The sequence below is a fragment of the Janthinobacterium sp. genome (genome assembly GCF_031995485.1).
Taxonomy (GTDB): domain Bacteria; phylum Pseudomonadota; class Gammaproteobacteria; order Burkholderiales; family Burkholderiaceae_D; genus Janthinobacterium.
Genome location: NZ_DAMAGB010000003.1, coordinates 158,811 through 185,675, shown reverse-complemented (window position 1 = coordinate 185,675; position 26,865 = coordinate 158,811). Strand labels below are relative to the sequence as shown.

Annotated in this window: 23 protein-coding genes; 10 read left to right on the top strand and 13 right to left on the bottom strand. The window is 64.4% G+C overall.

Annotated elements, in window-relative coordinates; all coding sequences use genetic code 11:
• Nucleotides 1-40: 40 nt before the first annotated feature.
• Nucleotides 41-1,519, bottom strand: a complete 1,479-nt coding sequence (gene gabD / locus RTQ46_RS03855) for an NADP-dependent succinate-semialdehyde dehydrogenase (RefSeq protein ID WP_312434715.1) — start codon at nucleotides 1,517-1,519, stop codon at nucleotides 41-43.
• Between the two features lie 176 nt (nucleotides 1,520-1,695).
• Here gabD and RTQ46_RS03850 point away from each other — a divergent pair, with 176 nt between their 5' ends.
• The 3 genes from RTQ46_RS03850 to RTQ46_RS03840 are packed head-to-tail and all read left to right on the top strand — an operon-like array spanning nucleotide 1,696 to nucleotide 4,870.
• Nucleotides 1,696-3,615 (top strand): beta-propeller domain-containing protein, encoded by a 1,920-nt coding sequence (locus RTQ46_RS03850; protein WP_312434713.1) that lies wholly within the window; start codon nucleotides 1,696-1,698, stop codon nucleotides 3,613-3,615.
• Between the two features lie 59 nt (nucleotides 3,616-3,674).
• Nucleotides 3,675-4,244 (top strand): sigma-70 family RNA polymerase sigma factor, encoded by a 570-nt coding sequence (locus tag RTQ46_RS03845; RefSeq protein ID WP_312434712.1) that lies wholly within the window; start codon nucleotides 3,675-3,677, stop codon nucleotides 4,242-4,244.
• The gene (locus tag RTQ46_RS03840) at nucleotides 4,241-4,870 is read left to right on the top strand and encodes a hypothetical protein (RefSeq protein WP_312434711.1); all 630 of its coding nucleotides are present in this window, start codon (nucleotides 4,241-4,243) and stop codon (nucleotides 4,868-4,870) included. The genes RTQ46_RS03845 and RTQ46_RS03840 overlap by 4 nt, the downstream gene beginning before the upstream one ends.
• Nucleotides 4,871-4,998: 128 nt before the next feature.
• On the opposite strand, the gene RTQ46_RS03835 is transcribed toward RTQ46_RS03840, so the two are convergent.
• Nucleotides 4,999-6,150, bottom strand: coding sequence for an MFS transporter (locus RTQ46_RS03835; RefSeq protein ID WP_312434709.1), 1,152 nt, complete (start codon nucleotides 6,148-6,150; stop codon nucleotides 4,999-5,001).
• Between the two features lie 217 nt (nucleotides 6,151-6,367).
• Between RTQ46_RS03835 and RTQ46_RS03830 the strand changes: the two genes are divergently transcribed.
• From RTQ46_RS03830 to RTQ46_RS03805, 6 genes are all read left to right on the top strand, one after another.
• Entirely contained in the window at nucleotides 6,368-7,135 is a 768-nt protein-coding gene (locus tag RTQ46_RS03830) for a gamma-glutamyl-gamma-aminobutyrate hydrolase family protein (RefSeq protein ID WP_312434708.1), read from the top strand.
• 70 nt (nucleotides 7,136-7,205) lie between these two features.
• Nucleotides 7,206-8,576 carry a glutamine synthetase family protein gene (locus RTQ46_RS03825; protein WP_308924180.1) on the top strand — a complete coding sequence of 457 codons (1,371 nt, stop codon included), beginning with the start codon at nucleotides 7,206-7,208 and terminating at the stop codon, nucleotides 8,574-8,576.
• Nucleotides 8,577-8,586: 10 nt separating this feature from the next.
• Nucleotides 8,587-10,047, top strand: a complete 1,461-nt coding sequence (locus tag RTQ46_RS03820; RefSeq protein ID WP_312434707.1) for an aspartate aminotransferase family protein — start codon at nucleotides 8,587-8,589, stop codon at nucleotides 10,045-10,047.
• Nucleotides 10,048-10,180: 133 nt separating this feature from the next.
• Nucleotides 10,181-11,329, top strand: a complete 1,149-nt coding sequence (locus RTQ46_RS03815; RefSeq protein ID WP_312434706.1) for a polyamine ABC transporter ATP-binding protein — start codon at nucleotides 10,181-10,183, stop codon at nucleotides 11,327-11,329.
• Between the two features lie 7 nt (nucleotides 11,330-11,336).
• A complete protein-coding gene (locus RTQ46_RS03810; RefSeq protein WP_312434705.1) occupies nucleotides 11,337-12,266 on the top strand; it encodes an ABC transporter permease subunit in 930 nt (309 codons plus the stop codon).
• Entirely contained in the window at nucleotides 12,263-13,114 is an 852-nt protein-coding gene (locus RTQ46_RS03805) for an ABC transporter permease subunit (protein ID WP_312434704.1), read from the top strand. The genes RTQ46_RS03810 and RTQ46_RS03805 overlap by 4 nt, the downstream gene beginning before the upstream one ends.
• Before the next feature lie 150 nt (nucleotides 13,115-13,264).
• On the opposite strand, the gene panB is transcribed toward RTQ46_RS03805, so the two are convergent.
• The 5 genes from panB to hda form a co-directional block, all read right to left on the bottom strand.
• Nucleotides 13,265-14,146 carry a 3-methyl-2-oxobutanoate hydroxymethyltransferase gene (gene panB, locus RTQ46_RS03800; RefSeq protein WP_312434703.1) on the bottom strand — a complete coding sequence of 294 codons (882 nt, stop codon included), beginning with the start codon at nucleotides 14,144-14,146 and terminating at the stop codon, nucleotides 13,265-13,267.
• A gap of 97 nt (nucleotides 14,147-14,243) precedes the next feature.
• On the bottom strand, nucleotides 14,244-14,723 hold the full coding sequence (gene folK, locus RTQ46_RS03795; protein ID WP_312434702.1) for a 2-amino-4-hydroxy-6-hydroxymethyldihydropteridine diphosphokinase: 480 nt from the start codon (nucleotides 14,721-14,723) through the stop codon (nucleotides 14,244-14,246).
• Between the two features lie 8 nt (nucleotides 14,724-14,731).
• A complete protein-coding gene (pcnB, locus tag RTQ46_RS03790; RefSeq protein WP_312434701.1) occupies nucleotides 14,732-16,102 on the bottom strand; it encodes a polynucleotide adenylyltransferase PcnB in 1,371 nt (456 codons plus the stop codon).
• Complete coding sequence (locus RTQ46_RS03785) at nucleotides 16,095-16,766, bottom strand: HAD family hydrolase (RefSeq protein ID WP_312434780.1); 672 nt, start codon at nucleotides 16,764-16,766, stop codon at nucleotides 16,095-16,097. The genes pcnB and RTQ46_RS03785 overlap by 8 nt, the downstream gene beginning before the upstream one ends.
• Nucleotides 16,766-17,434 (bottom strand): DnaA regulatory inactivator Hda, encoded by a 669-nt coding sequence (gene hda / locus RTQ46_RS03780; RefSeq protein ID WP_312434699.1) that lies wholly within the window; start codon nucleotides 17,432-17,434, stop codon nucleotides 16,766-16,768. Before hda ends, RTQ46_RS03785 begins: the two co-directional genes overlap by 1 nt.
• Nucleotides 17,435-17,804: 370 nt before the next feature.
• On the opposite strand from hda, the gene purM reads away from it, so the two are divergent.
• Nucleotides 17,805-18,848: a phosphoribosylformylglycinamidine cyclo-ligase gene (gene purM / locus RTQ46_RS03775; RefSeq protein WP_312434698.1), complete on the top strand. Its 1,044-nt coding sequence runs from the start codon at nucleotides 17,805-17,807 to the stop codon at nucleotides 18,846-18,848.
• Between the two features lie 65 nt (nucleotides 18,849-18,913).
• On the opposite strand, the gene RTQ46_RS03770 is transcribed toward purM, so the two are convergent.
• From RTQ46_RS03770 to RTQ46_RS03745, 6 genes are read right to left on the bottom strand one after another with little or no spacing between them, the layout of a single operon-like run.
• Nucleotides 18,914-20,128 carry a 6-phosphofructokinase gene (locus tag RTQ46_RS03770; RefSeq protein WP_312434697.1) on the bottom strand — a complete coding sequence of 405 codons (1,215 nt, stop codon included), beginning with the start codon at nucleotides 20,126-20,128 and terminating at the stop codon, nucleotides 18,914-18,916.
• Nucleotides 20,129-20,161: 33 nt separating this feature from the next.
• Nucleotides 20,162-22,192: an alpha/beta hydrolase family protein gene (locus RTQ46_RS03765; RefSeq protein WP_312434696.1), complete on the bottom strand. Its 2,031-nt coding sequence runs from the start codon at nucleotides 22,190-22,192 to the stop codon at nucleotides 20,162-20,164.
• Between the two features lie 55 nt (nucleotides 22,193-22,247).
• On the bottom strand, nucleotides 22,248-24,311 hold the full coding sequence (locus RTQ46_RS03760; protein ID WP_312434693.1) for a sodium:solute symporter family protein: 2,064 nt from the start codon (nucleotides 24,309-24,311) through the stop codon (nucleotides 22,248-22,250).
• The gene (locus RTQ46_RS03755) at nucleotides 24,308-24,601 is read right to left on the bottom strand and encodes a DUF4212 domain-containing protein (RefSeq protein ID WP_312434692.1); all 294 of its coding nucleotides are present in this window, start codon (nucleotides 24,599-24,601) and stop codon (nucleotides 24,308-24,310) included. Before RTQ46_RS03755 ends, RTQ46_RS03760 begins: the two co-directional genes overlap by 4 nt.
• Nucleotides 24,594-26,132, bottom strand: a complete 1,539-nt coding sequence (locus RTQ46_RS03750; protein WP_312434691.1) for a sensor histidine kinase N-terminal domain-containing protein — start codon at nucleotides 26,130-26,132, stop codon at nucleotides 24,594-24,596. The genes RTQ46_RS03755 and RTQ46_RS03750 overlap by 8 nt, the downstream gene beginning before the upstream one ends.
• Nucleotides 26,129-26,836, bottom strand: a complete 708-nt coding sequence (locus RTQ46_RS03745) for a response regulator transcription factor (protein ID WP_312434689.1) — start codon at nucleotides 26,834-26,836, stop codon at nucleotides 26,129-26,131. Before RTQ46_RS03745 ends, RTQ46_RS03750 begins: the two co-directional genes overlap by 4 nt.
• Nucleotides 26,837-26,865: the final 29 nt, after the last annotated feature.

Below are 26,865 nucleotides of genomic sequence, written 5' to 3'. Positions count from 1 at the left end.
GCGGGTTACGCGCGCAGCGCTAACCCGACCTACGTTATCGTCAGATCCCGCCCATGCAGATATATTTGATGACCAGATAATCGTCGATGCCGTACGACGATCCTTCGCGGCCCAGGCCTGACTGCTTGACGCCGCCAAACGGTGCCATCTCGGTCGAGATCAGGCCCGTGTTGACGCCCACCATGCCCGATTCCAGCCCTTCCGATACCTTCCAGATGCGGCCGATATCGCGCGAGTAGAAATACGCGGCCAGGCCGAATTCGGTGTCGTTGGCGAGCGCCACGGCTTCCTCGTCGGTGGTGAAGCGGAACAGCGGCGCCAGCGGACCGAAGGTTTCTTCCCTGGCCACCAGCATGTCGGCCGTTACATCGGCAATCACGGTCGGCTGGAAGAAGCTGTGGCCCAGTGTGTGGCGCTTGCCACCCGTCAGCAGGCGCCCGCCCTTGGCCAGCGCGTCGGCCACATGCTGTTCGACTTTTTTGACGGCTTTTTCTTCGATCAGCGGACCTTGCGTCACGCCGTCGTCAACGCCATTGCCGACCTTGAGCTTTTCCACCGCCGCCACCAGTTTTTCCGCGAATGCGTCATACACGCCATCCTGCACATACAGGCGGTTGGCGCACACGCAGGTCTGGCCCGCATTGCGGTATTTCGAGGCGATCGCGCCTTCCACGGCCGCATCGAGGTCGGCATCGTCGAACACGATGAACGGCGCATTGCCGCCCAGTTCCAGCGACAGTTTTTTAATGGTCGGCGCACACTGCGCCATCAGCTTGCGGCCCACTTCGGTCGATCCGGTGAAACTGAGTTTGCGCACCAGCGGATTGGCCGTCAGTTCGTCGCCGATCTCCTGCGACGAGCCGGTGATCACGTTGAACACGCCCGGCGGGATGCCGGCGCGCTCGGCCAGAACGGCCAGCGCCAGCGCGGAAAACGGCGTCATGCCGGCAGGTTTGACGATGATCGGGCAGCCGGCCGCCAGCGCCGGGCCCACCTTGCGGGTGATCATCGCGGCCGGGAAATTCCACGGCGTGATGGCGGCGCACACGCCGATCGGCTCCTTGGTCACCACGATGCGGCGGTCCGGCCACGGCGACTGCAGGGTATCGCCCGAGACGCGCTTGCCTTCCTCGGCAAACCATTCGATGAACGAAGCCGCATACTGCACTTCGCCCTTCGATTCACTCAGGGGTTTGCCCTGTTCGGCCGTCATCAGCAGCGCCAGGTCGTCGGCGTGTTCCAGCATCAGGTCATTCCAGCGGCGCAGATAGCCGGCGCGTTCCTTGGCGCTTTTCTTGCGCCAGGCGGGCCAGGCGTCGTTGGCCGCGCTGATCGCGTGCGCCGTTTCCTGTGTGCCCATGGTCGGTACCGTGCCGATGATCTCGCCGGTGGCCGGGTTGCTCACGTCCGTGGTCTTGCCGCTGCCTGCGTCCAGCCACTGGCCGTTGATATAGCATTGCTGGCGCAGCAGTGCGGGATCGTTCAATGTCAGCGTGGTCGGTGGCGTGGTGGTCGGCATGGCAGTCTTTCGGCAAGTGGTTGCAAGGTCTTCGATGGTAGTCCTTTTTCGCTGCGCGCACGATTGCGCCGGTGTGAGCTGGCTCACCGTATGATTGTTTTCACGCGCTTTAACCCCGTTTCGATTGCCGCGCCGTTTCATGATGCATGACCCTTGCCGCCACCGGAGAGAATGCGATGCCCACCGTCCTGAAAACCAGCCTGATGTTATCCCTGAGCTTGCCCCTGCTATTGTCGTTCGCCGCGCATGCCGCCGCTCCCGCCACCGACACGGCGCCGCGCAAGACCCTGGCCCCGTTTGCCAGCGAACAGGCGCTGACGGCCTACCTGGACAAGCTGCTCGCGCAGCAGGAAAAAATCCAGCGGCTGCGGCGCGCCGAGATTCAGCCCATGGCAAAATCGGCGCCCATGCCGGCGCCGGTGGCCGAAGCGTCGTCGTCGAAATCGAGCGAGGTGGCCGGCTCGGTTGCCATCGCGGCAGATGAATCGGTCACCAATACCCAGACGGCCGGCGTCGACGAAGGCGGCATCGTCAAGGTGCATGGCAAGCATCTGGTAATGCTCAGGCGCGGCAAGCTGTTTACCGTCAACGTGGACCGGCAGGCACTGCGGCCGGTGGCGTCGATCGACGCGTTTGCGCCGGGCAGCGATCCGTCCGGCAGCTGGTACGACGAGATGCTGATCTCGGGCGACACCGTGGTGGTGATCGGCTACAGCTACAGCCGCGGCGGCACGGAAGTGGGCCTGTTCGATATCGATGCCGCCGGCCGCCTGGCCTACCGCTCCACCTATCATCTGCGCTCGAACGACTATTATTCGGCGCGCAATTATGCGAGCCGCCTGGTCGGCACCAAACTGGTGTTCTATTCGCCGCTGTCGATGAATGTGCGCCGCGGCGATCCGTTCGGCGGCTTTCCCGCGCTGCGCCGCTGGCGTCCCGAGGCGGTGCCGCAGGACTTCCAGCGCATCGCGCGGGCCACGCGCATCTATCGCACCGATGAAGAGATCGCGCCTGGCGCCGGCCTGACCCTGCATACCGTCACCAGCTGCGACCTGGCCAGCCGCGAAATGCGCTGCGAAGCGAGCGCCGTGATGGGCCCGGCCGGCCGCGTGTTCTATGTGTCGGGCCAATCCGTGTATGTGTGGACCACGCGCCGTGGCGGCGGTTCGGCGGTGTTCCGCATGCCGTTCGACGGCAGCGCGCCCAGCGCCCTGAAAACCTCGGGCGCGCCGGTCGACCAGTTCTCGTTCCTGGAAAGCGCGGACGGCCACCTGAATGTCCTGCTGCGCAAGGAGGGCCGGGGCGACGCCATGTGGGAATCCGACCGTGGCCGTGGTGCGCTGGCGCTGCTGCGCGTGCCATTGAACAGTTTTTCCGATGGCCGCGACAGCGCGCCGGCCGCCAGCTATCGCAGCTTGCCGGGCAGCGGCGACTACGGCCTGCAGAATCGCTATGTGGGATCGTACCTGCTGTACGGCTATCCGGGCAATCCGGGCCAGCGCCAGGTCGATCCGAACTGGCCTTTGCAGCCACTGCAGGCGCTGCGCTGGGCTGACAGGGGCGACGCGCAGGCGCTGGCGCTGCCGCACGGCGTGGAGCGCATCGAGGCGCTGGGCAATGACGCGGTGGTAGTCGGCAGCAAGGACCAGGACCTGCACTTCACCAGCATCCGCCTGGGTTCACAGGCAGCGGTCGCCGGCAGCTATGTGCGGGCCGATGCTGCCCAGGGCGAGACGCGCAGCCACGGGTTCTTCTACAAGCCGCAAACGGCCAGCGAGGGCGTGGTCGGCCTGCCGATACTGGGCGGCGACGAAAGCGCCAATCCGCGCAGCAGCTCGGCCTCCGTGCTGTACCTGCGCAACAGCAGCCTGGCGCTGACGGAACTCGGTGCGCTGGCGGCCAGGAACACGGCGCAGCCGGACGACGGCTGCCGCGCCTCGTGCGTGGACTGGTACGGCAATGCGCGTCCGCTGTTCCTGCAGGGCCGGGTATTTGCCCTGCTCGGCTATGAACTGGTGGAAGGGGCGGTGGCCGATGGCAAAATCCGCGAGACGCGCCGCATCAGCTATGCGCCGCCGGTGCGGGCCCAGAGGTAGGCACGATGATGCACGCGCGGCGATTGTGGCCGCCGCCCGCTTCGGCTACACTGGTTCGCATGCCAGATACCCTACAGAGCACCACCGATGAAGAGCTGATGCTGCGCTACGGCGGCGGCGACCTGCCGTCGTTTCGCGAACTGTACCGGCGCCACAGCCAGGGGCTGTACCGTTTCGTGGCGTGGCGTTCGCCGCGCCGCGCCTGGGTTGACGAGATCGTGCAGGACGCCTGGGCCAGCCTGCATGCGGCGCGCGCCAGCTACCAGCCGCAGGCGGCGTTTCGCACCTGGCTGTACCAGCTTGCGCGCAACCGCCTGATCGACATGCTGCGCCAGAAGGAACCGCTGCCGCTCGATATCGAGGTGCTGGCCGAGGTGCCGCACGAGGCGCACACGCCGCAGCAGACGTTCGAGCAGAAGCAGCGCCACGCACTGCTGCATGCGGCCATTGCGCTGCTGCCGGTGGAACAGAAGGAAGCGCTGGTGCTGCAGCAGTTCAGCGCCATGAGCGTCAACGAGATCGCCGTGGTGACGGGCGCCGAACCGGAAACGGTGAAAAGCCGGCTGCGCTACGCGATGCAGAAATTGCGCGCGCAGTTTGACGCCAGCGGCGCGGGAGGACGAGCATGACTATCGAACATCAAGACGAAGAACTGACTGCGCTGCTGGCCAGCCTGCCGCAGCCCTCGCCAACCGCAGAACTCGATGCGGCGATCCTGGCCGATGCCGAAACGGCGCTGGCCACGCCGGTGGCCGTGGTCCCGGTGGCAAATGCTATGGCCGCCAACGACAGCGCCGATGGCGCCGTGCGCACCTTGCCGGCCAAAAAGCCGCTTGATTATCTGGCGCGCTGGCGCATTCCGTTGGGCCTGGCCGCCGCCGTGCTGCTGACCTTTAATCTGGTTGGCGGCGATTTCTTCGGGCACAAGCAGGCGCAGTTCCCCGTGGTTGGCGAACCGCGCGATCCTCCTGTGGCGCCGTCTGCGGCCGACATGGCGCAGCCCGCGCCGCCGGTGCAGGCCGAAGCCATGCGTGCCGAACCCTCGGTGCGGCGCGCGATGACGGCACCTGCGATGACGGCACCTGCGCCGATGCCGGCGCCGCCAAAGCTCGACGCCTCCGTCTGGCTGGTGAAAATCGACGGCCTGCTCAAGGCCGGCCAGGCGCCGGCGGCGAAGCAGGAGTGGGCCGCGTTCCGCCAGGCGTATCCCGATTATCCGGTAGAAAAGCAGCTGCAACGCCAGCTGGAACCGTAGGTCGGATTAGCGCGGCGAAGCCGCGCGTAATCCGACGATATTGTTGGCGTCGGCGGTGGTGTCGGATTACGGCGCCTTGCGCTTAATCCGACCTGCCCAACCTGCCCAACCTGCCCGACCTGCGCGCTTCAGATTCCTTTTTTCTTTTCCCACACCGCGCTGCCGACAAATACGGCGGCGCACACCCACATCACGGCCGGCAGCGCATTGACGCCCGCCGACTGCATCAGCACGCCCGTCAGCAGCGGGCCGCCGCCGCTGGCCGCGCCCCAGGTAGCGTTGACGATGGCGCTGGCGCTGGTCAGCGGCAGGCCCGTAAAACGCTCGCCGCAGGCTACCAGCGCCAGCATGTAGATGCCGCCGGCCGCTGCTCCCAGCAACAGCAGCACGCTCCACCACAGCCACGGCGTGCCGACGGCAAACGGCAGCAGCGGCAGCAGCAGGCAGACGGCCACGCCGCAGCCGGTGTGGACTCTTGCGCGGCCATAGCGGTCCGCCATCCAGCCCAGCGCGAACTGCAAACCCGTGTCGCCGACCAGCACCACGGTGGCCGACAGCAGCGCCAGCTCGGTGCCCATGCCGTGCCGTATCGCGTACAGCGGCAGCAGGCTCAATGCCAAGGTGTCGAACAGCGCAAAGAAGGCGGCGCCCAGCACGATCATCGGCATGCGCGGCAAAATCAGGCTCCATTTCAAGCCCGGCTCGTTCGCTTCGCCGGCATCATGTTCCGGGCCGCTGTTCGAGATCAGCATCAGCCCGGGCAGCGCCAGCAAAAACAGCAGGCCGCAGGCGGCAAAGCTCCATTGAATTTTGTCGTTGAAAGCGGCCACCAGCGCGGGGCCGATCAGCTGGAAAAAGGTAAAGCTGGTGGTGTACATGGCCACCACCTTGCCGCGTGCATGATCGGGCGCCAGGCGGTTGACCCACGCCTCGCCGATGGTAAACAGCACGCCCATGGCGCCGCCGAACACGAAGCGCAGCACGCTCCATGCTACCAGGCTGTCGCTGCACTGCATGGCGATGGTGGCCAGCGATGCCGCCCACACGGCGCCCAGCATGGTGGCGCGCGCGCCGTAGCGTCCCACCCACCGCGACACGAAGGGCGAAGCGGCCAGGATGCCCAGCGCGCTGAAGGCCGTGATCATGCCGATCACGTCGGTGCCGACGCCGCGCCGGTCCAGTGTGAGGGCGGTCAGCGGCATGGTGGCGCCCAGCCCCAGGCCGACCACGCCGATGCTGACCACCAGGGCAAAGAAGTCACGCCAGGGCATGCTTTTCATGGCGTTTCTCGCAAGACGGGCATATGATTAATTCACTTGTAGCAATAATAAAGGCGGTAGTGTAGCCGCTGCCGCGCCATTGATCACGCGGTTGATCATGCCCATGCTCGCGGCCATTGGTGTGGCTGTTTAGCAACTCTATCCTGTAGAGTAGGGGCGAAGGCGCTGCATCGTGCAGCCAACCAACAGGATCATCACGCTATCGAGAGCAAAACCCATGCGCCGTCCCATCGTCCTTGTTCCCGCCTGCCACCGCCAGCTGGGCAGCCACGCGTATCACACGGTGCAGGATAAATACCTGCATGCGGTGTTGCATGCGTCCGGCTGCATGCCGCTGGTGCTGCCTGCCTTCGGCAAGGACGCCGACCTGGACGCGGCGCTGCAGATTGCCGACGGCGTGCTGCTGACCGGCTCCGCCTCGAATGTCGATGCGCGGCTGTACGGCCAGCAGATCGAATTGCCCGAACTGCCGCAGGACCCGGCGCGCGATGCCACCACCATGCCCCTGATCCACGCCGCGCTGGCGCGCCAGCTGCCTTTGTTTGCGATCTGCCGCGGCTTCCAGGAGGTCAACGTGGCGCTCGGCGGCTCGCTGCACCAGGCCGTGCATGCGGTGCCCGGCATGCAGGACCACCGCGAAAATATCCATGACACCCTGGCGCGCCAGTATGCGCCGGCGCACCGGGTCCGCCTGACGCCCGGCGCGCTGCTGTCTCGCATCCTTGGTGGCGAGAGCGAGATGATGGTCAATTCCCTGCATGGCCAGGGTATTGCCCGGCTGGCCGACGGCCTGCTGGTGGAAGCGCTGGCCGACGACGGCCTGGTGGAAGCCTGGACGGTGGCGGGCACGCCCGGCTTTGCGCTGGGCGTGCAGTGGCATCCTGAATGGCAGGTAGCGGACAACCCGCAATCGATGCGGCTGTTCGAAGCTTTCGGCCAGGCTTGCCGCGACTACCGGCATGCGCAACACGGACAGACAGAATAAGGAAGCAAAAAAAGCGCGCCGCAGCGGTGATGGGCGGCGCTTGATCAAGACCGGCGAGAGGATGGACGAGATGGCGATACGCGAGAACTTCACTTATACCGATATGGACCTGTGGCTCAATGAAAAGCGGGTCACGGAAATCGAATGCCTGGTGCCCGACCTGACGGGCGTGGCGCGCGGCAAGATCCTGCCGCGCGGGAAATTCACCCAGGAGCGCGGCATGCGCATCCCGGAGGCCGTGCTGGGCATGACGGTAACGGGCAATTACCCGGTCGACGACGGCGGCTATGACCGCGCCATTTCCAGCACCGACCGCGACATGATTTTAAAGGCCGACCCCACCACCATCACCATGGTGCCGTGGGCCACCGACCCGACCGCCCAGGTGATCCACGATTGCTATTTTGCCGATGGCGCGCTGGTCGATTTCGCCCCGAGATCGGTGCTGCGCCGCGTGCTCAAACTATATGCGGACAAGGGCTGGAAGCCGGTGGTGGCGCCCGAACTCGAGTTCTACCTGACGGCGAAAAATACCGATCCGGACTTGCCGCTGAAACCGCCGATCGGCCGCAGCGGCCGCGCCGAGACCAGCCGCCAGGTGTACAGCATCGATGCCGTCAACGAGTTCGATCCGCTGTTCGAAGATATCTACGATTACTGCGAACTGATGAACCTCGACGTCGACACCCTGATCCACGAGATCGGCGCCGGCCAGATGGAAATCAACTTCCTGCACGGCGATCCGCTGGGCCTGGCCGACAAGGTGTTCTTCTTCAAGCGCACCCTGCGCGAAGCGGCCCTGAAGCACGACATGTATGCCACTTTCATGGCCAAGCCGATGGCCGGCGAGCCCGGGTCGGCCATGCATGTGCACCAGAGCGTGGTCGATGCGAAAACGGGCCTGAACATCTTCAGCAACGAGGACGGCTCGGCCGCGCCGATCTTCAAGCACTATATCGCCGGCCTGCAGCGCTATATGCCGTCGGCCATGGCGATCGTCGCACCGTATGTGAATTCGTATCGCCGCATCGTGCGCCATACGGCAGCGCCGATCAATATCCAGTGGGGCCTCGATAACCGTACTGTCGGTTTCCGCGTGCCCGAATCGGGGGTGCAGGACCGGCGCGTGGAAAACCGCATTATCGGCGCCGATGCCAACCCTTACCTGGCACTGGCCGTCACGCTGGCCTGCGGCTACCTGGGCATGACGGAACAGCTGGAAGCGACGCCGATGATGGTCGGCAGCGCCTACGACATGAAGTTCGAACTGCCGCAAGGCCTGCCGGAAGCGCTGCAGCTGCTGCGCGGCGAAGACAAGCTGCGCACGGTGCTGGGCGACCGATTCATCGACGTGTATGCGGCCATCAAGGACCTGGAACACCAGGAGTTCATGACCGTCATCAGTCCGTGGGAACGCGAACACCTGTTATTGCACGTATAAGGAATCACCTATGAATACAAATAACAATCCGCTGGCGCCGAGCGCCGCCTTTATCGCCTCGGTGGCGCAGAAAAACGCCACGCCGCAGGTGTATGACACGGCCGCCATCCAGAAGATGGACTCGGCCCACTACCTGCATCCATTTACCGATTTCCAGGACCTGGCCGCCAAGGGCGCGCGCGTGATGGTGCGCGGCGAGGGCGTCTACCTGTGGGACAGCCAGGGCAAGAAGATCGTCGACGGCATGTCGGGCCTGTGGTGCGTCAATGTCGGCTATGGCCGCACCTCGATCTCGCAAGCGGTCTACCAGCAGATGGAAACGCTGCCGTTCTATAACAGCTTCTTTGGCACTACCAACCTGCCGGCCGCGCAGCTGGCGGCCAAGCTGGCGCAGATCTCGCCGCCGCAGTTCGAGCATGTGTTCTTTACCAGCTCCGGCTCGGAAGCGAACGACACCAACCTGCGCATGGTGCGCCGCTACTGGGACCTGCTCGGCTACAAGGAGCGCCACACCATTATCAGCCGCCACAACGCCTATCACGGCAGCACGGTGGCAGGGGCGTCGCTGGGCGGCATGGATGGCATGCATGCGCAGGGCGGCCTGCCGATCCCCGGCATCGTGCATATCGGCCAGCCCAATTACCTGGAAGCGGGCCAGGGTCTCACGCCCGAGGAATTCGGCCTGAAGGCTGCCGGCTGGCTGGAAGAAAAGATCCTGGAAGTGGGCGCCGACAAGGTGGCGGCCTTTATCGGCGAACCGGTGCAGGGCGCGGGCGGCGTGATCATTCCGCCGTCGACCTACTGGCCCGAAATCCAGCGTATCTGCGACAAGTACGGCATCCTCCTGATCGCCGATGAAGTGATCTGCGGCTTCGGCCGCCTGGGCCGCTGGTTCGGCTCCGAACTGTTTGGCATCAAGCCGGACCTGATCACGTTCGCCAAGGGCGTCACCTCCGGCTACGTGCCTTTGGGTGGCGTGATGGTGGGCGAGCGCGTGGCGCGCGTTCTGATCGGGAAGGGCGGCGAATTCACGCACGGCTACACGTACTCGGGCCACCCGGTGGCGTGCGCGGCGGCGCTGGAAAATATCCGCATCATCGAAGAAGAAGGATTGGTGCAGAAGGTGGCAGAGGATACGGGGCCGTATCTGAAAGAGCGCTTCGCCGCGCTGGCTGACCATCCGCTGGTGGGGTATGCGGACAGCTGCGGCCTGGTGGCAGGCCTGAACCTGGTGCGCAGGAAGGGCGCCACCGTGCACGAGAACGAACTGTTCGACGAGGAGCAGGGCGTGGGCATGATCTGCCGCGGCCACATGTTCGACAACGGCGTGATCATGCGCGCCGTGGGCGAGCGCATGATCGTCGCGCCGCCGCTGGTGATGACGCGCGCGCAGATCGACGAGATGACGGACCTGATCCGGGTTTGCCTGGACCAGACCTATGCGGATGTGCAGGCCAAGGGCTGGGTGTAGGATTTACACCAAAATCAGGGCGCTTACTGCATTTTCTGGAGCGCTCTGGCAGCAGTTCCGCTAAACTTCCATCCTGGCCGCTCTTTGTAGCGGCCAGTTTTTCATTGTTCACCCCATTCCAAGCTACCCACCCATGACGATAGCAACATCTGCCGCGTCGGCCAGCGACGCCCGAGCGCCATTCCTGCTGATAGACCAGCTGGTCAAGGAATTCGACGGCGTGCGCGCGGTCAATGATATTTCCGTGAGCATCAACCAGGGCGAGATCTTTGCCCTGCTGGGCAGTTCAGGCTGCGGCAAGTCGACCCTGCTGCGCATGCTGGCCGGTTTCGAGACGCCGACCTCCGGCCGCATCGAGCTTGGAGGCAGCAGCATCGTCGACGTGCCGCCGCACCAGCGGCCGATCAACATGATGTTCCAGTCGTATGCGCTGTTCCCGCACTTGTCCGTATGGGACAACATCGCGTTCGGCCTGCGCCGCGACGGCCTGCCGAAGGGGGACATCAGCGCGCGCGTCGAGCAGATGCTGGCGCTGGTGCAGCTGACGCCGTATGCGAAGCGCAAGCCGCATCAATTGTCCGGCGGCCAGCAGCAGCGCGTGGCGCTGGCGCGCAGCCTGGCCAAGCGGCCGCAGTTGCTGCTGCTCGACGAGCCGCTGGGCGCGCTGGATAAAAAACTGCGCGAGCGCACGCAGATGGAACTGGTCAATATCATCGAGCAGGTAGGCGTTACCTGCGTGATGGTCACGCACGACCAGGACGAGGCGATGAGCATGGCCACGCGCATCGCCGTGATGAGCGAAGGGCGCATCCTGCAGGTGGGCGCGCCCGGCGAAATCTACGAGACGCCGAACTGCCGCTTCGTGGCCGACTTTATCGGCAGCGTCAACCTGTTCGACGGCCGCATCACGGAAGACGAACCCGATCACGTGGTGGTCGATACGCCGGAAGGGCGCCATTACGTCGCGCACGGCATCACCGGCAACCTGGGCATGGATGTGTCGGTGGCGGTGCGCCCCGAAAAAATCGGTATCCAGCCCGACGCGCCCTCGCTGGAGGAACGCGCCTCGGCGGCGGAACATGGCTACAACTGCGCCCAGGGCGTGATCGTCGCCATGGCGTATTTCGGCAACGAGACCAGCTACCATGTGCGCCTCGACAGCGGCACGGTGGTGAAGGTGTCGCGCACCAATGCGGCGCGCCATGACGTGTCGCGCCTCGAGCGCGAGCAGCGCGTCTGGGTCTGGTGGGATGGCGCCGACATCGTCGTGCTGACCAGCTGAGGCCTGCATGAATTCTCTTCTGCATTCGCTGCGCAATCTGCTGACCCTGCGTTGGGCCACCGGGCGCAATGCCGTTATCGCCGTGCCGGCGCTGTTCCTGACCGCCGCCTTCCTGATCCCGTTTCTGATCGTGCTGCGCATCAGCCTGTCCGACATGGACACGGCCGGCAGCCCGTTCGGCGGCCTGCTGTCGTATGTCGACGGCATCGTGGTGCTGAAGGTAAAAGTGGCAAACTACCTGTTTATCGCCGCCGATGAACTGTACCTGCTCACTTATCTCAGTTCGATCAAGTATGCGGCCATCACCACCGCCATCTGCCTGGTGGTCGGCTACCCGTTTGCCTACTTCATGGCGCGCGCCAAACCGTCGACGCGGCCGATCCTGATGATGCTGGTGATGCTGCCGTTCTGGACCTCGTTCCTGCTGCGCGTGTATGCGTGGAAGGGCATCCTGGCCAACCACGGCCTGCTGAACGACCTGCTGATCGCGCTGGGCGCGGTGACGGAACCCGTGCAGATGATGAACACTTCGTTCTCGCTGGTGGTCGGCATGGTCTACGCCTACCTGCCGTTCATGATCCTGCCGCTGTACGCCAACCTGGTGAAAATGGACATGCGCTTCCTGGAAGCGGCGGCCGACCTGGGCGCCACGCCGCTGCAGGCGTTCTGGCGCATCACGGTGCCGCTGTCGAAGTCGGGCATTATCGCCGGCGCCATGCTGGTCTTTATTCCGTCGGTGGGCGAATACGTGATTCCCGAGCTGCTCGGCGGCCCGGAAACGCTGATGATCGGCCGCGTGCTGTGGGACGAATATTTCACCAATAACGACTGGGCCATGGCCTCGTCGGTAACGGTGCTGGTGATCCTGCTGATCCTGGTGCCGATGGCGATCTTTAACAAATACAAGACGGACCAGAACCAGGGAGAGAAGCAATGAACGGGCGTACTTTCCTGCAGCGCTGGTTCGGCCGTGGCTGGCTGTCGCTCGGCTATCTGTTCCTCTACCTGCCCATCATCGTGCTGGTCGTGTTCTCGTTCAACAGCTCGCGCCAGGACATGGTATGGACCGGTTTTTCCCTGCGCTGGTACCAGGAGCTGATGAGCGATACGGAGATCATTTCGGGTTTCGGCCTGTCGCTGAAGATCGCCTTCATGTCGGCCACGTCGTCTGTCATCCTCGGTACTTTTGCCGCCTTTGCGCTGACCAGCTACCAGCGCTTCAGGGGCCGCACGCTGTTCTCGTCCATGGTCAGCGCGCCGCTGGTCATGCCCGAAGTGATTATCGGCCTGTCGCTGCTGCTGATGCTGGTGTCGATGCAGAAGGTGTTCGGCTTCCCTGAACGCGGCGTGGCGACCATCTGGCTGGGCCACACCCTGCTGGGCATGGCCTATGCCACCGTGGTGGTGCAGTCGCGGCTGCAGGAGATGAGCAAGTCCCTGAGCGAAGCGGCGATGGACCTGGGCTGCCGCGCGCACCAGGTGTTTTTCCTGGTGACGCTGCCCAATATCACGCAGGCGCTGGCATCAAGCTGGCTGCTCACATTTACGCTGTCGCTGGACGACGTGGTGCTGTCGGCGTTTTTGTCTGGCCCCGGTTCCACCACCATGCCGCTGGTGATCTTTTCGCGCGCGCGGCTGGGGCTCGATCCGCGGGTGAACGCGATTGCCGCGCTGACGATCCTGGTGGTGACGATTGCCGTGATTATCTATGCCGTGATGCTGGCGCGCAGCGAGCGCCGGCGCCGGCGGCAGATGTCGGCGGCGTATATGCTCGACCAGGGGTAGGCTGCTATCGGGCGGGGGAAGTGTGTTGTTTGAGGCTGGTGGTGGTGTCGGATTACGGCCTGCGGCCTAATCCGACCTACCCGACCTACGGCATGGATGGTTTCGCAGGTCGGCTTGGCGCGCAGCGCGCAAGCCGACAGGCAAGCTACATCAGAAGCAGTGTTCCAGCGCCGGGAAACTGCCATCCTTGACGGCTTTGACATAGCCGATCACGGCCTCGTCGATGCTGCTCGCGCCTTCCATGAAGTTGCGCACGAAGCGCGCTTTGCGGCCCGGGAATACGCCCAGCATGTCGTGCATGACCAGTACCTGGCCCGAGCAGTCGGGACCGGCACCGATGCCGATGGTCGGAATCGTCAGCATCTCGGTCACTTCCTTGCCCAATTGCGCCGGCATCGCTTCCATCAGCACGATGGCGGCGCCCGCGTTCTGCAGCGCCAGCGCGTCGTTCTTGAGTTCCGTGGCGCTTTCCGTGCTCTTGCCCTGCACTTTATAGCCGCCCAGCTGGTGCACCGACTGCGGCGTCAGGCCGATATGGGCGCAGATGGGGATGCCGCGCTCGGTCAGGAATTTGACCGTGTCGGCCAGCCAGGCGCCGCCTTCGATCTTGATCATGTGCGCGCCGGCCTGCATCAGGATCACGGCGTTGGCGTAGGCCGTCTCCAGCGTGCCATACGCGCCGAACGGCAGGTCGGCCATCACCATGGCGCTCTTGCTGCCGCGCGCCACCGACGCCGTGTGATACGCCATTTCGGCCACCGTGACGGGCAGGGTGGAATTGTGGCCATTGCAGACCATGCCGAGCGAATCGCCGATCAGCAGGATCTCGACGCCGCAGCGGTCCATCAGCGACGCGAAGCTGGCGTCGTAGCAGGTCAGCATGGAGATCTTTTCGCCGGCGGCGCGCAGGGTGGCCAGCGTGTGGATGGTCACGGCCTTGTTGGCGACAGGCTTGGATGGCGCCGGGGCGGGCGCAGGTGCACCGGCCTTCTCTTTGGCGGCCAGATCGGTTCCTTGCAAATAAGCGGACATAGGTATTCTCTAGAGTAAAAGGGGTACGACGCCGCTAGTGTAGACCTTTATGCCGCGCCGCGCAGGGCGGCATTGTAGAGCAAGCTTGACGGGAATGTCAGAGCCGGCTGATGGCCTGGCCGGCCACGCCAGCGAGATAATCGCTGGCCGCACCTTTGCCCGGCACGGTAATCGCCGGCGCCAGCTCCAGCAGCGGCACCAGCACGAAGGCGCGCTCGGTAAGGCGCGGATGCGGCACCGTCAAGGTGGTGCTGGCAATCTGTTCCGCGCCATACAGCAGCAGGTCCAGGTCCAGCGTGCGGGGCGCATTGCGGTAGGGGCGTTCGCGGCCGTGCGCCGCTTCGATCGCGTGCAGCGCCAGCAGCAGTGCTTCGGCCGGCAGGGTAGTGGTGATGCGCGCCACGGCGTTGATATAGTCGTCGCCGCTCGAATCGATGGGCGCCGTGCGGTAGCTGGCCGAGGCAGCGACGAGCGTGGCGCCGGGCAGGTGCGCCAGGCGCGCGATGGCGTCGGCGACGTTCGCGCGCGCATCGCCCAGGTTGGCCCCGATGCCGATGTAAGCGGTTACCTGCGCCATGACGCTGATTACTCCTCGTGGGTGCTGCCGCTGGTGCTGGCCGCACTGGTCTTGCTGCGCGTGCCGCGGCGTGGCGGACGCTTTTTCTTGACGGCGCCGGGTGCGGCATTGGCACTGGCCAGCAGCGCTTCGCGCGTCTCTTCATCGCCTTCGTAGAACGCGGTCCACCACTCGCCGATTTCCATCTCGATCTCGCCCGAGGCGCAGCGCAGCAGCAGGAAGTCGTAGCCGGCACGGAAGCGCAAATGCTCGAGCAATTTATGCGGCGCCTTGCCGACGCGGCGTTCAAATCTCGGCTGCATCGACCAGATATCGCGCATGTCCGAGCCGATCTTGCGCTGCAGCGCCAGTTTTTCCGTCTGCGAATCGAGCACGTCGTCGGCCGCCAGGTGCAGCGCGGGTATCGTCGACTCTCCGGCGGCGCGGTAGGCAGTCCATTTTTCCAGCACCTGGTGCCACAGCAGCGAGGCAAACAAAAAGCCCGGCGACACGGTCTTGCCGGCGGCGATGCGTTGATCGGTGGCGTCCAGCGCCAGCGTGACGAATTTCGCGCCCAGCGGCTGCTCCAGCACCACGTCGAGCAGCGGCAGCAGACCGTGATGCAGGCCTTCCTTGCGCAGCTGCTGCAGGCAGGCCAGCGCATGGCCGCTCATCAGCAATTTGAGCATTTCGTCGAACACGCGCGGCGCCGGCACATTGTTGATCAGCGGCGCCATGATGGCGATCGGTTCGGCCGTATGCGGTTCGATGTCGAATTTGAGCTTGGCTGCAAAGCGCACCACGCGCAGCATGCGCACCGGGTCTTCGCGGTAGCGCTCTTCGGGCTTGCCGATCATGCGCAGCGTCCTGGCGCGGATGTCTTCCACGCCGCCATGGTAGTCCAGCACTTCCTGCGTGGCCGGGTTGTAGTACATGGCGTTGATGGTGAAGTCGCGGCGCAGCGCGTCTTCGTGCTGCAGGCCGAAGGTATTGTCGCGCAGCACGCGGCCATGTTCATCTTTCGGCGCCGAGTCGGCGCCGGCGCCGCGGAAGGTCGTCACTTCCAGCAGGTCCTGGCCGAACATCACGTGCACGATCTGGAAGCGCTTGCCGATGATGAAGGCGCGGCGGAACAAGCGCTTGACCTGTTCCGGCGTGGCGTTGGTGGCGATGTCGAAGTCCTTGGGTTTGACGCCCAGCAGCAGGTCGCGCACGGCGCCGCCCACCACGAACGCTTCGAAGCCCGCTTCCTGCAGGCTGCTGGTGACGCGGATGGCGTTCGAGGTCACCAGTTTCGGATCGATTCCGTGTTGCGCGGGACCGAGCACGGTGGCTACCGTGGTGTCGCGCGCTGCCTCTTTTTTAACGCCGAGGATCTTGCGGATGAATTTTTTAATCATTGAATAAGTGAAGTGATGGCCAGCCGTGGAGGGATGCGTGTGCGCTCAAGGCGGCGTTGGGGTTGGTCGCGACGGGATGGGTCACCACCGACAGCAGGGGAATGTCGTTATGCGAATCGCTGTAGAAATAGCTGCGCTCGAAATGGCCCAGTTCCTTGCCCAGCTTTTCCAGCCAGGCGTGGGTGTGGGTCAGCTTGCCGGCGCCCAGCGTCGGCGTGCCGATCAGTTTGCCCGTGACATTGCCGGCTTCGTCGTATTCCGGCATGGCGGCGATCAGGTGCTCGACGCCGAGCGCGGCGGCGATCGGCTTGGTGACGAACTGGTTGGTGGCCGTGACGATGGCGATCAGGTCGCCCGCGTCCTGGTGCTGTTTCAGCAGCGCCAGCACTTCGGGACGGATCGCCGGCAGCACCACTTCCTGCATGAACTGCGCATGCAGTTCGTCGAGGCGCGCGCGCGGGAATTGCGCCAGGTTGCCCAGCGCGAATTCCAGGTATTCCACGGCGTCCAGCGTGCCGGCCTGGTACTGGGCAAAAAAGCCGTCGTTGCGGCGGGTGAATTCGGCGGCGTCCACCACGCCGGCGCGTACCAGGAATTCGCCCCACTCGTGATCGGAGTCGATGGGCAGCAGGGTATGGTCGAGGTCAAACAGGGCCAGATTCATCATTCTTTCGCTTCCGCCTGCAACAACTCGCGCAACAAGGGCAAGGTGATCGGACGTTGGGTTTCAAGGGAGTAGAGGTCGAGTGAGTCCAGCATCGTCGACAGCGAACGCATGTCGCGCCGGAAATGGGACAGCAGATAGGGTAACACGCCCGGCGACAAGGTCAAGCCGCGGGTGGTGGCAGCCTGGGTCAGCGCGGCGATCTTTTCATCGTCCGTCAGGCCATGGATCTGGTAGATCAGGCCCCAGCCCATGCGCGTGCGCAGGTCTTCGCGCACCGGCAGCACGGCCGGCGGCACGGCGCCGCTGCACACCATGTAGGCCTGGTTGGCGCGGATTTCATTGAACAGGGCAAACGCGTCGATCTGCGCCAGCGGCGAGAGTTTTTCGCAGTCGTCGAGCAGGTACAGGTCGACCTCGGGGGAATACACGAATTCGGACTCGATCGAGAACGGCGAGATATAGCGCGCGCGCTCGGTGCTGGCCAGGGCCTTGAGCAGATGGCTCTTGCCGGCCGCCAGTTCGCCCCACAGATAGGCAAAATGTTCGCGCGACGTGCGCGCGGCGAACTGGCGCATCAGCTGCGCCACTTCGGCATTCTGTCCCACCTCGAAGGTATCGAGGCTGTGCGCCTGCTCTGTGCCTAGATCGAGCACCAGTTGTTTCATGGCGTACGCCTTGTCCTGTTTTTCATTACTGCGTATGCATCGCGAGTGTTGTGATGTTGATATGATAGACGCTTTTAATCATGCATTATAGAAGCTGCACGACAGGTAGTGGCGTCTTAGATGCGTGAAAGCGGCCATCCGTCGCAGCCACGGCAATGAAGTTTCCGATTTTGCGTTAAAAAAAGGCAGTTAATTACAAACTCAGGGGTCAGTTTGATAAAATAGCGTCTTGATCGACCGGATTGACCGGCTGGCGCGCCGCTCGCATGAGATTTGAAGTCCTGTTTCAGGCCTTGCATGCGCGGGCGTGTCCTTCGATATCCGCCTTCTATTCCGCCTTCTATTTTACCGCCTCCGCTGCCACCACACCATGAACCAGACCTCTAATGTTTCCCTTTCCTACCGTGACGCTGGCGTCGATATCGACGCAGGCGACGCTTTAGTCGAAGCAATCAAGCCTTACGCCAAGCGCACCATGCGCGAAGGCGTGATGGGCGGCCTGGGCGGTTTCGGCGCCATGTTCGAAATCAGCAAGAAGTACAAGGAGCCGGTGCTGGTGTCGGGCACCGACGGCGTGGGCACCAAGCTGCGCCTGGCGTTCGAACTGAACCGCCATGACACGGTCGGCATCGACCTGGTCGCCATGAGCGTCAACGACATCCTGGTGCAAGGCGCCGAACCGCTGTTCTTCCTCGACTACTTCGCTTGCGGCAAGCTCGACGTGGCGATCGCCACCGACGTCATCAAGGGCATCGCCCAGGGTTGCGAACAGGCCGGCTGCGCGCTGATCGGCGGCGAAACGGCGGAAATGCCGAGCATGTACCCGGCCGGTGAATACGACCTGGCGGGCTTTGCCGTGGGCGCAGTGGAAAAAGCCAATATCATCGACGGCACCAAGATCGCTCCGGGCGACGTGGTGCTGGGCCTGGCCTCGTCGGGCGTGCACTCGAACGGTTACTCGCTGGTGCGCAAGATCATCGAAGTGGCGAAACCGGACCTGGAAGGCGACTTCCACGGCCGCAAGCTGGCCGACGTGCTGATGCAGCCAACGCGCATCTACGTCAAGCCGCTGCTGGCGCTGATGGCTTCGATGGAAGTCAAGGGCATGGTGCACATCACCGGCGGCGGCCTGGTGGAAAACATTCCACGCGTGCTGCAGCCTGGCCTGGTGGCCGAGCTGGACTCCACATCGTGGACCATGCCACCGCTGTTCACCTGGCTGCAACAGCATGGCGGCGTGGCCGATGCCGAAATGCACCGCGTCTTCAACTGCGGCATCGGCATGACCGTGATCGTCTCGGCCGAGAACGCCGCAGCGGCCATCGAGCAGCTGGAAGAAGCGGGCGAGATCGTCTACACCATCGGCAAGATCCGCGCGCAAGTGGGCGACGAGCATCAAACGATTGTGATCTGAGCGTTCCACGCGTCAATGAAAAAAGCAGGCTTTGAAACAGCCTGCTTTTTTTACGCCTGCAGCATTCAGGGCTTGAGGATCTTCGCCACCCTGGCGCAGCGCAGCCGGAACGCATCCGGCATTTTCGAGCCCAGCAGCGGACGCAGGTACAGGCGGAACGCGTCCGTCACATCGGTGCCGCTGTCGCTGATGAATGCGTCGTCCATGGTGCGCGTTTTGCCCGCCACATCGGTCAGGGGCAGCAATTCGTAGTCGACCGAATAAAAGCCCGTGCGCTTGATGGCGACCGAGCCGTCGCGCTCGCCCCACATCGCGTATTGCACCGCTTTTTCGCCGACCTCGCGCGCTTCGCGCTGGTCCACATCCGACACGCAGCCGATAAACGAGCGTTGCAGATAGCCGAAGGTGTCGCCGCGCACGCGCTTGATGCCCAGCTTGACCTTGATTTCGTCGCACAGCAGGTCGGCCAGCGCGCCGGTGCCGGACAACTGCACATTGCCGTGCGCGTCGCGCTCTACCTCCTTGGCCAGCAGGCTGGCGATCGGCTCGCCGGACGCATCGTGGATGCCTTCCGAGACGGCGATCACGCAGCGGCCGTGTTTTTCGTACACGGCTTTTACATCGGCCAGGAACTGTTCCAGCACGAACGTGCGCTCCGGCACGTAGATCAGGTGCGGGCCGTCGTCGGGAAATTTCTTGCCCAGCGCGGAGGCGGCCGTCAGAAAGCCCGCATGCCGGCCCATTACCACGCCCACGTACACGCCGGGCAGGGCGGCGTTGTCGAGATTGGCGCCGGCAAACGCCTGCGCCACGAAACGCGCGGCCGAGGGGAAGCCTGGCGTATGGTCGCTGCCGACCAGGTCGTTGTCGATGGTTTTCGGGATATGGATGCAGCGCAGCGGATAGCCGGCCTTTTGCGCCTCTTCGCTGACGATGCGCACCGTGTCGGACGAATCATTGCCGCCGATATAAAAGAAGTGCTCGATTTCGTGCGCGCGCAGCACTTCGAAGATTTGCTGGCAGTAGGCGATATCGGGCTTGTCGCGCGTGGAGCCCAGCGCCGACGACGGCGTGGCGGCCACCAGTTCGAGGTTGTGGCTGGTTTCCTGCGTCAGGTCGACAAAGTCTTCGTTGATAATGCCGCGCACGCCGTGCAGCGCGCCATACACGCGCGTGACGTGCTGGAAACGGCGCGATTCGAGCACCACGCCCACCAGCGACTGGTTGATGACGGCGGTGGGTCCGCCACCTTGCGCAACAAGAATTTTTCCGGACGGCATGGCATTTCCTTGCAAGTGGTTCGGCCCTCCAGCCTACTCCTGTTTGGCCGCCGGGCGGTCTTTTCCGATGTGCTTGTCCAGGAAAAGTTCTGCGCGGCGCCAGAAGTCGTTGCGGTTTTTCGGCAGCGACCAGCCATGGCCTTCTTCCTCGTACACCACCCATTCCACCTGCGGATTATGTTCCCTGACCGCCGCATAAAACTGCTTGCCGTGGTACAGCGGCACGCGCCGGTCCTGCGCGCCATAGGCCAGCAGCAGCGGCTGGGTGATGCGCGCCGCCTGGGCCAGCGGGGAAGTGGCCTTGAACTGCGCGGCATCCTTGAGCGGGTCGCCGATCAGCTCGGGCATGCCGTACTGCTTCCAGTCGTCGCTCATGTCCGAGGCGAAGCTCCAGTGACCGCTGTACAGCAGGCCGATATCGGTCACGCCCACCAGGTCGATGCCGCAGCGGTACAAGTCAGGATCGTTGACCAGTCCCATCAGGGCGGCATAGCCGCCATAGCTGCCGCCGGCGATGCAGATGCGGTCGCTGGCGGCCACGCCCTGTGCGATGGCCCAGCGGGCGCCGTCGGCGATATCGTCCTGCATCTTGAGGCCCCATTGCTTCCAGCCGGCCCGGAAATGCTTGCTGCCAAAACCGGTGCTGCCACGGTACTCGGGTTCCAGCACGGCGTAGCCGCGCGAGGCCAGGAACTGCACCTCGCCATCCCATTCCCAGGACGTGCCGCGCACATACGGGCCGCCATGCACCAGCACCACCAGCGGCAGATTCTTGCCGCTGCTGTGTTTCGGCACCGTCAGCCAGGCGGGAATGCGCAAGCCGTCGCGCGCCGGGTAATGCACCAGCTGTTGCGTGCTCATCTGGTCGGGCCTGATGCGTGGCTGCGATGCGCCGATCGGCGTCAGCTGCCCAGTTTCGCTGTTGAGCAGGGAAAAGGTGGCCGGCTGCACGTCCGCATATGAGGTCACCACCATGAACGGCGCCTCGCCTTTCGGCGCCACGGAAATCAGGTTGACGGTCTGCGGCAGCGCACGGTCGATGCCGGCCTGGGTGGCGGCCATGGCCGGGTCGAACCAGCGCGTGCCGGTCTTCTCGGCCAGGTAGCGCACACCGAGCAGCTTGCCCTGGCGCAGCAGCAGGCTGCCCTTGAAATCATAGCCGGGCAGTGCCATCACGGGCGCGGGATCGATGCGGTTGGCGGCCAGGTCGTATGCATGCAGGTTCAGCGTATCGCTGCCCAGGCGCGCACTGACGAACAGCGTGCCGTCGGGGCCGAAGGCGAGTGGAGTAAACGCATCCTTGCCACCGAGATAGGCATCGAACCGGGCCAGCTGGCGCCAGGCGCCGCTGGCCGGGTCGCGGTAATGGATCGTGTCGAGATTGCGTTCCTTGGTCACCGCCAGGCGCGGTTCGCCATCCTGGTCCAGCAGCCAGCGGCGCACCTTGCCGGGCGGCGTCACGGGCGTGCTGCGCCCGGTCGTCGTATCAAGGCGCAGCAGGGCCGTGTAGTCGACCTCGCGCGTGGCCGTGTAGACGGTGCTGCGCACATGGATGAAGTTGGAATTTTGCGCGCCGCGCTGGCCCGTCAGGTAAGTGTGCCACGGCAAGGGCTTGTAAATCGAGGTCGACAGGTTGGGCGCGAAGCCCCGCTCGGCCAGCTGGCGAAACTCGCTGCCGTCGCGGTTGACGGCGTACAGGCCGGGCGCATAGCGCAGGTCGCCCGGCGCGCTCTGGCGGTCGCGCGTGGCGTACACCAGGCGCTGCGGATTGACCCATTCCACCTCGCCCACGTCGACATCGTCGAACTGCGCCACCACCTTGATGCTGTTGTCCGCCACATTGACGACGGCCAGCCGCTCGCGTCCGTTCGGTCCCAGCACGCGCACGGCCAGGTGGCGTGCATCGGGCGACAGCAGGACCGAACCGAATTCCGGATTGGCAAAGAAGTCGGCCAGCGGCGGCGGTGCTGCAGCGTTACCCAATGCATTACCGCTTGCCAGCGCGCAGGTGGCTAGCAGGCAGAAACCGCCAAATACAAGGCGGCGCAGATGCTGGAGCAGCATGGTGTCCTTTTGAATTGATAAAAAGATATATATTATCAAATATATAAATTATTGGCTACTCCGGGGCCCGGATATGGTCGACCAGTCCGCTGCTGCTGCGCCTGTTGGGTGCCGGTGTAAGCAGGCTGACCAGGACCGCCGTCGTCATGCCGGCCGGCATGCCGAAGATGCCGGCCGCGATCGGCGCGATATGGAACCACTGGCCGGCAGGCCCGCCGCCCAGCATCGGACTGGTCTGCAGCATGTAGTACAGGCACACGCCAAAGCCGGCCAGCATGCCGGCCACGGCGCCATGGTGGTTGGCACGCTTCCAGAACACGCCCAGCACCAGCGCCGGGAACAGCGTCGAGGCGGCCAGCGAAAAGGCGATGCCCACCAGCGACAGAATATCGGCCGGCTTTTGCGACGCCGCATAGGCGGCGATAAAAGCCACCGCCAGCAGCAGCAGTTTGGAGATCGTCACGCGTTTTTGCGTCGAGGCGGTCGGGTCGACCACCTTGTAATAGATGTCGTGCGACAGCGCGTTGGAAATGGCCAGCAGCAGGCCGTCGGCGGTGGACAGGGCGGCGGCCAGGCCGCCGGCCGCCACCAGGCCGGAAATCACGTAGGGCAGGCCGGCGATCTCGGGCGTGGCCAGCACCAGCACGTCGGCGTCGATGGCAATTTCCGCCAGTTGCACCACGCCGTCGCGGTTGACGTCGACGATGCTGATCAGGGGGCTGAGCTTGTCGACATTGGCCCAGTACGAGACCCAGGTGGGCAGGTGCGCGTATTGCGTGCCGACCAGGGCCGAATAGATATCGTATTTGACCAGCACCGCCAGCGCGGGAATCGTCAGGTAGATCAGCAGGATGAAGAACAGGGTCCAGAACACCGAGACGCGCGTTTCGTGCACGGATGGCGTGGTGTATGAGCGCATCAGGATATGCGGCAGCGCGGCCGTGCCCAGCATCATGCAGAACACCAGCGCCAGGAAATTGTTGCGCTTGATATCGGACTGCGCGCGGTCGGGTGCGGGAAACGGCTGCGCATGCGGCGTGATCGGCTCGGCCCGCTTGAGGTTGAGCGCCAGCGAGGCCTGCCACTGCAGCCGCGCTTCTTCCGGACTCTTCGGATAGGCGATCAGGGCGCGCTCGGTATTGCGGATATCGAACAGCGAAGCGTTGCGCTTGCGCAGGATGTCGAGCTGGCGCTGGATGGCCAGGCGGCCCTCGTCCCACGCGGCGGGCAGGCCATCGAGGCTGGCCTGGTAGTTGCGCGCGCGCTGGGCGTAGATGTCGCGCACCTCCTGTTCCTTCGGATCGCTGCTCAGCACCTGTTCGCGCGCGCTCAGCTGCGTCAGCACCTTGCCGTAGGCAATCTGCGGCACGGGATTGTCGGCATGCTTGACCGACAGCCACATGGCGGGAATCAGAAAGGCCACCACGATGATGATGTATTGCGCCACCTGGGTCCAGGTAATGGCGCGCATGCCCCCCAGGAACGAGCAGACCAGGATGCTGGCCAGGCCCAAGAAGATGCCGACCGAAAAATCGACACCCGTAAAGCGCGAGGCGATCAGGCCGACCGCATAGATCTGCGCCACCACATAGGTAAACGACACCACGATGGTGGCGGCCACGGCCAGCACGCGCACGGGCGCGCCACGTCCGTCCATACCGCCGGCATAGCGGGCGGCGAGGAAATCGGGAATCGTGTACTGGCCGAACTTGCGCAGGTAGGGCGCGATCAGCAGCGACACCAGGCAGTAGCCGCCGGTCCAGCCCATGATGAAGGCCAGGCCGTCGAAGCCGTTCAGGTACAGGCCGCCGGCCAGGCTGATGAAGCTGGCCGCCGAGATCCAGTCGGCGGCCGTGGCCATGCCGTTGAACAGGGCCGGCACGCGCCGCCCCGCCACATAGTATTCGGTGACGTTCGAGGTGCGGCTGATGACGCCGATGGTGGCATACAGGGTAATCGTGGCAAACATGAACAGATAGCCGATCCACACGCGCGACATGCCTTCCTGTTCCAGCACCGTCAGCGCCAATAGAAAAGCGGCAAAGCCGGCGGCAAACAGCAGATAGTAGCGGCACAGGCGCTGGAAGAAACTGCGCTGCGCAGTCGTACCGGTCTTCATGGTGCGTCTCCGGCATGGAACTGCTGGTCGAGCCGGCGCATGCGCCAGGCATAGCAGCCGATGATGGCCAGGTACACCAGCGAGGCGCCCTGGGCCGCCATGTAGAACGGCAGCGGCCAGCCGAACAGCTGCAAGTGCAGCAGTTCGCGCGCATAAAACACGGTCAGGAAACCCGTCAGCAGCCACACCAGCAGCAGGACGATCGTCAGGCGCTGCGTGGCCTGCCAGTGCGCGGCGCGGCGCGTCAGCAGGATGGCGCGCGCGTCCGGCGCCAGTTGTTGCTTACCCATACGTGATGTCGTCCTCGTGCGGTGCTTCCGGCGGCAGCAGGGCGATCGACAGGCGCAGCAGGGTGCCCGGCCATTTCGGCGTCTGCGCGCGCGGATTGTTGAAGATATCAACGTCGGCGCCGTGCTGCTGGGCGATTTCGCGCACGATCGCCAGGCCCAGGCCGCTGCCGTCGACATTGCTGCCAAGAATGCGGTAAAACCGTTCGAACACGTGGGCGCGCTCGGCTTGCGGGATGCCGGGCCCGGTGTCTTCCACTTCCAGGATCGCCATGTCCGGCGTGGCGCGCACGCGCACCGTCACGCTGCCCCCAAGCGGCGTGTAGCGCAGCGCATTGTCGATCAGGTTGCCCAGCAGTTCGCGCAGCATCATGGAATTGCCGGAAATCATGACCGGATGCGCGGGCTGCTCGAAACCCAGGTCGATCTGATGGGCAAACGAGGCTTGTACCCAGTCGTGCACCACGGCGCGCGCCAGCTCGCTCAGTTCGATGGCCTCGAAGGCGGTGCCTGCCTGCGGCTGGTTTTCCGCGCGCGCCAGCGCCAGCAGCTGGTTGACCAGGCGCGTGGCCGCCTCCGAGCTTTTCGCCAGCTGCAGCAGCGAACGGTGGATTTCGTCCTGGTCGGTCTGGCGCAGGGCCAGTTCGGACTGCATGCGCATGCCGGCCAGCGGCGTTTTCATCTGGTGCGCGGCGTCGGCAATAAAGCGCTTCTGCATGTCGATCGACAGCGACAGGCGCGACAGCATGTCGTTGAGCGAGCCGACCAGCGGCGTGATTTCTTCGGGTACCTGGCCCGAGTCGATCGGCGACAGATCGTCGGGCGGGCGCGCGCGTATGCGTTCCTGCAATTGCGCCAGCGGCGACAAGCCGCGCGCCAGCGCAAACCAGACCAGCGCCAGGATGATCGGCAGGATGATGAACTGCGGCAGGATCACGCCCTTGATGATTTCGTTGGCCAGCTGGGCACGCTTTTCCAGCGTCTCGGCCACCTGCACCAGCGCACGGCCGTCATCGCCGGCATCCGCGGCCGCATCGGGCGTGTCGATATACGAAAAGGCCACGCGCACGGGCGTGCCATGTACATTGTCGTTGCGAAACAGCACCATGCCGCTGCGGTAGCGCTCGGCATCCTGCGGCGGCGGCAGGTCGCGGTCGCCCGTGACATAGCGGCCCTGCTGGTCGAGCACCAGGTAATACACGGCGTCGACATCGTCGCCGCGCAGCATGTCGCGCGCCGATTTGCCTTGCCCGGGCGCGGGGCCGGCTTGCGCGCCATCGGTCTGCTTGAATTGCTGCACCAGCATGGTGACATTGTCTTCCAGCGCGTGGTCGAACGGCTGGTTGGCGATGCCCTTGGCCACCAGATAGGTGATGGCGATGCTCATCGGCCACAGCAGCAGCAGCGGCGCCAGCATCCAGTCGAGGATTTCGCCGAACAGCGAATGCTGGATGGTCTCGTCCTGCTCGCTGGTGGGCGGCTCGTACCAGTCGTCGTCCGCCACCTCGTCGGCTGGCGCAGCGCGCGGCTTCACTTGGCCGCGTCGCCAGTCTCGGCGTTGACGCGCGCTTCCGAATATTTTTCCAGGCAGTAGCCGAGGCCGCGCACGGTGGCGATGCGCACGCCGCCCACTTCAATCTTCTTGCGCAGCCGGTGCACATACACCTCGATGGCGTTGTTCGATACCTCTTCGCCCCATTCGCACAGGTGGTCCACCAGTTGCTCTTTGGAAACGAGGCGGCCGGTGCGGCCCAGCAGGATTTCCAGCAGGCCCAGTTCGCGCGCCGACAGGTCGATCATCTGCTCGTTGATATAGGCGCTGCGGCCCACCTGGTCATAGCTGAGCGGACCGTGCTTGATGACGGTGGCGCCGCCGCCGGCGCCGCGGCGGGTCAGGGCGCGCACTCTTGCCTCCAGTTCCGACAAGGCGAACGGCTTGGCCATATAATCATCGGCACCGAGATCGAGGCCGTTGACGCGTTGTTCGATGGAATCGGCGGCCGTCAGGATCAGCACCGGCAGCAAGGAAGCGCGGGCGCGCAGGCGGCGCAGCACTTCCAGGCCGCTCAGCTTGGGCAAGCCCAGGTCGAGAATCAGCAGGTCGAATTCCTGGGTAGACAGGGCCGTGTCGGCTTCCTGGCCATTCTTGACGCAGTCGATGGCATAGCCGGACTGGCGCAGCGAGCGGGTCAGCCCGTCGGCCAGCACGCTGTCATCTTCGGCAAGTAAAATACGCATGGCAGATTCCTAAGCTTGCGACATCAGAA

Bases quoted from the DNA above. Each gene is read 5' to 3' on its own strand.
- panB (WP_312434703.1), bottom strand. From the start codon at position 14,146: ATGTCCGCTTATTTGCAAGGAACCGATCTGGCCGCCAAAGAGAAGGCC.
- RTQ46_RS03830 (WP_312434708.1), top strand. From the start codon at position 6,368: ATGCGCCGTCCCATCGTCCTTGTTCCCGCCTGCCACCGCCAGCTGGGC.
- RTQ46_RS03820 (WP_312434707.1), top strand. From the start codon at position 8,587: ATGAATACAAATAACAATCCGCTGGCGCCGAGCGCCGCCTTTATCGCC.
- folK (WP_312434702.1), bottom strand. From the start codon at position 14,723: ATGGCGCAGGTAACCGCTTACATCGGCATCGGGGCCAACCTGGGCGAT.
- RTQ46_RS03785 (WP_312434780.1), bottom strand. From the start codon at position 16,766: ATGAATCTGGCCCTGTTTGACCTCGACCATACCCTGCTGCCCATCGAC.
- RTQ46_RS03745 (WP_312434689.1), bottom strand. From the start codon at position 26,836: ATGCGTATTTTACTTGCCGAAGATGACAGCGTGCTGGCCGACGGGCTG.
- hda (WP_312434699.1), bottom strand. From the start codon at position 17,434: ATGAAACAACTGGTGCTCGATCTAGGCACAGAGCAGGCGCACAGCCTC.
- RTQ46_RS03770 (WP_312434697.1), bottom strand. From the start codon at position 20,128: ATGCCGTCCGGAAAAATTCTTGTTGCGCAAGGTGGCGGACCCACCGCC.
- purM (WP_312434698.1), top strand. From the start codon at position 17,805: ATGAACCAGACCTCTAATGTTTCCCTTTCCTACCGTGACGCTGGCGTC.
- RTQ46_RS03815 (WP_312434706.1), top strand. From the start codon at position 10,181: ATGACGATAGCAACATCTGCCGCGTCGGCCAGCGACGCCCGAGCGCCA.
- pcnB (WP_312434701.1), bottom strand. From the start codon at position 16,102: ATGATTAAAAAATTCATCCGCAAGATCCTCGGCGTTAAAAAAGAGGCA.
- RTQ46_RS03765 (WP_312434696.1), bottom strand. From the start codon at position 22,192: ATGCTGCTCCAGCATCTGCGCCGCCTTGTATTTGGCGGTTTCTGCCTG.
- RTQ46_RS03805 (WP_312434704.1), top strand. From the start codon at position 12,263: ATGAACGGGCGTACTTTCCTGCAGCGCTGGTTCGGCCGTGGCTGGCTG.
- gabD (WP_312434715.1), bottom strand. From the start codon at position 1,519: ATGCCGACCACCACGCCACCGACCACGCTGACATTGAACGATCCCGCA.
- RTQ46_RS03845 (WP_312434712.1), top strand. From the start codon at position 3,675: ATGCCAGATACCCTACAGAGCACCACCGATGAAGAGCTGATGCTGCGC.
- RTQ46_RS03835 (WP_312434709.1), bottom strand. From the start codon at position 6,150: ATGAAAAGCATGCCCTGGCGTGACTTCTTTGCCCTGGTGGTCAGCATC.
- RTQ46_RS03755 (WP_312434692.1), bottom strand. From the start codon at position 24,601: ATGGGTAAGCAACAACTGGCGCCGGACGCGCGCGCCATCCTGCTGACG.
- RTQ46_RS03825 (WP_308924180.1), top strand. From the start codon at position 7,206: ATGGCGATACGCGAGAACTTCACTTATACCGATATGGACCTGTGGCTC.
- RTQ46_RS03810 (WP_312434705.1), top strand. From the start codon at position 11,337: ATGAATTCTCTTCTGCATTCGCTGCGCAATCTGCTGACCCTGCGTTGG.
- RTQ46_RS03840 (WP_312434711.1), top strand. From the start codon at position 4,241: ATGACTATCGAACATCAAGACGAAGAACTGACTGCGCTGCTGGCCAGC.
- RTQ46_RS03850 (WP_312434713.1), top strand. From the start codon at position 1,696: ATGCCCACCGTCCTGAAAACCAGCCTGATGTTATCCCTGAGCTTGCCC.
- RTQ46_RS03760 (WP_312434693.1), bottom strand. From the start codon at position 24,311: ATGAAGACCGGTACGACTGCGCAGCGCAGTTTCTTCCAGCGCCTGTGC.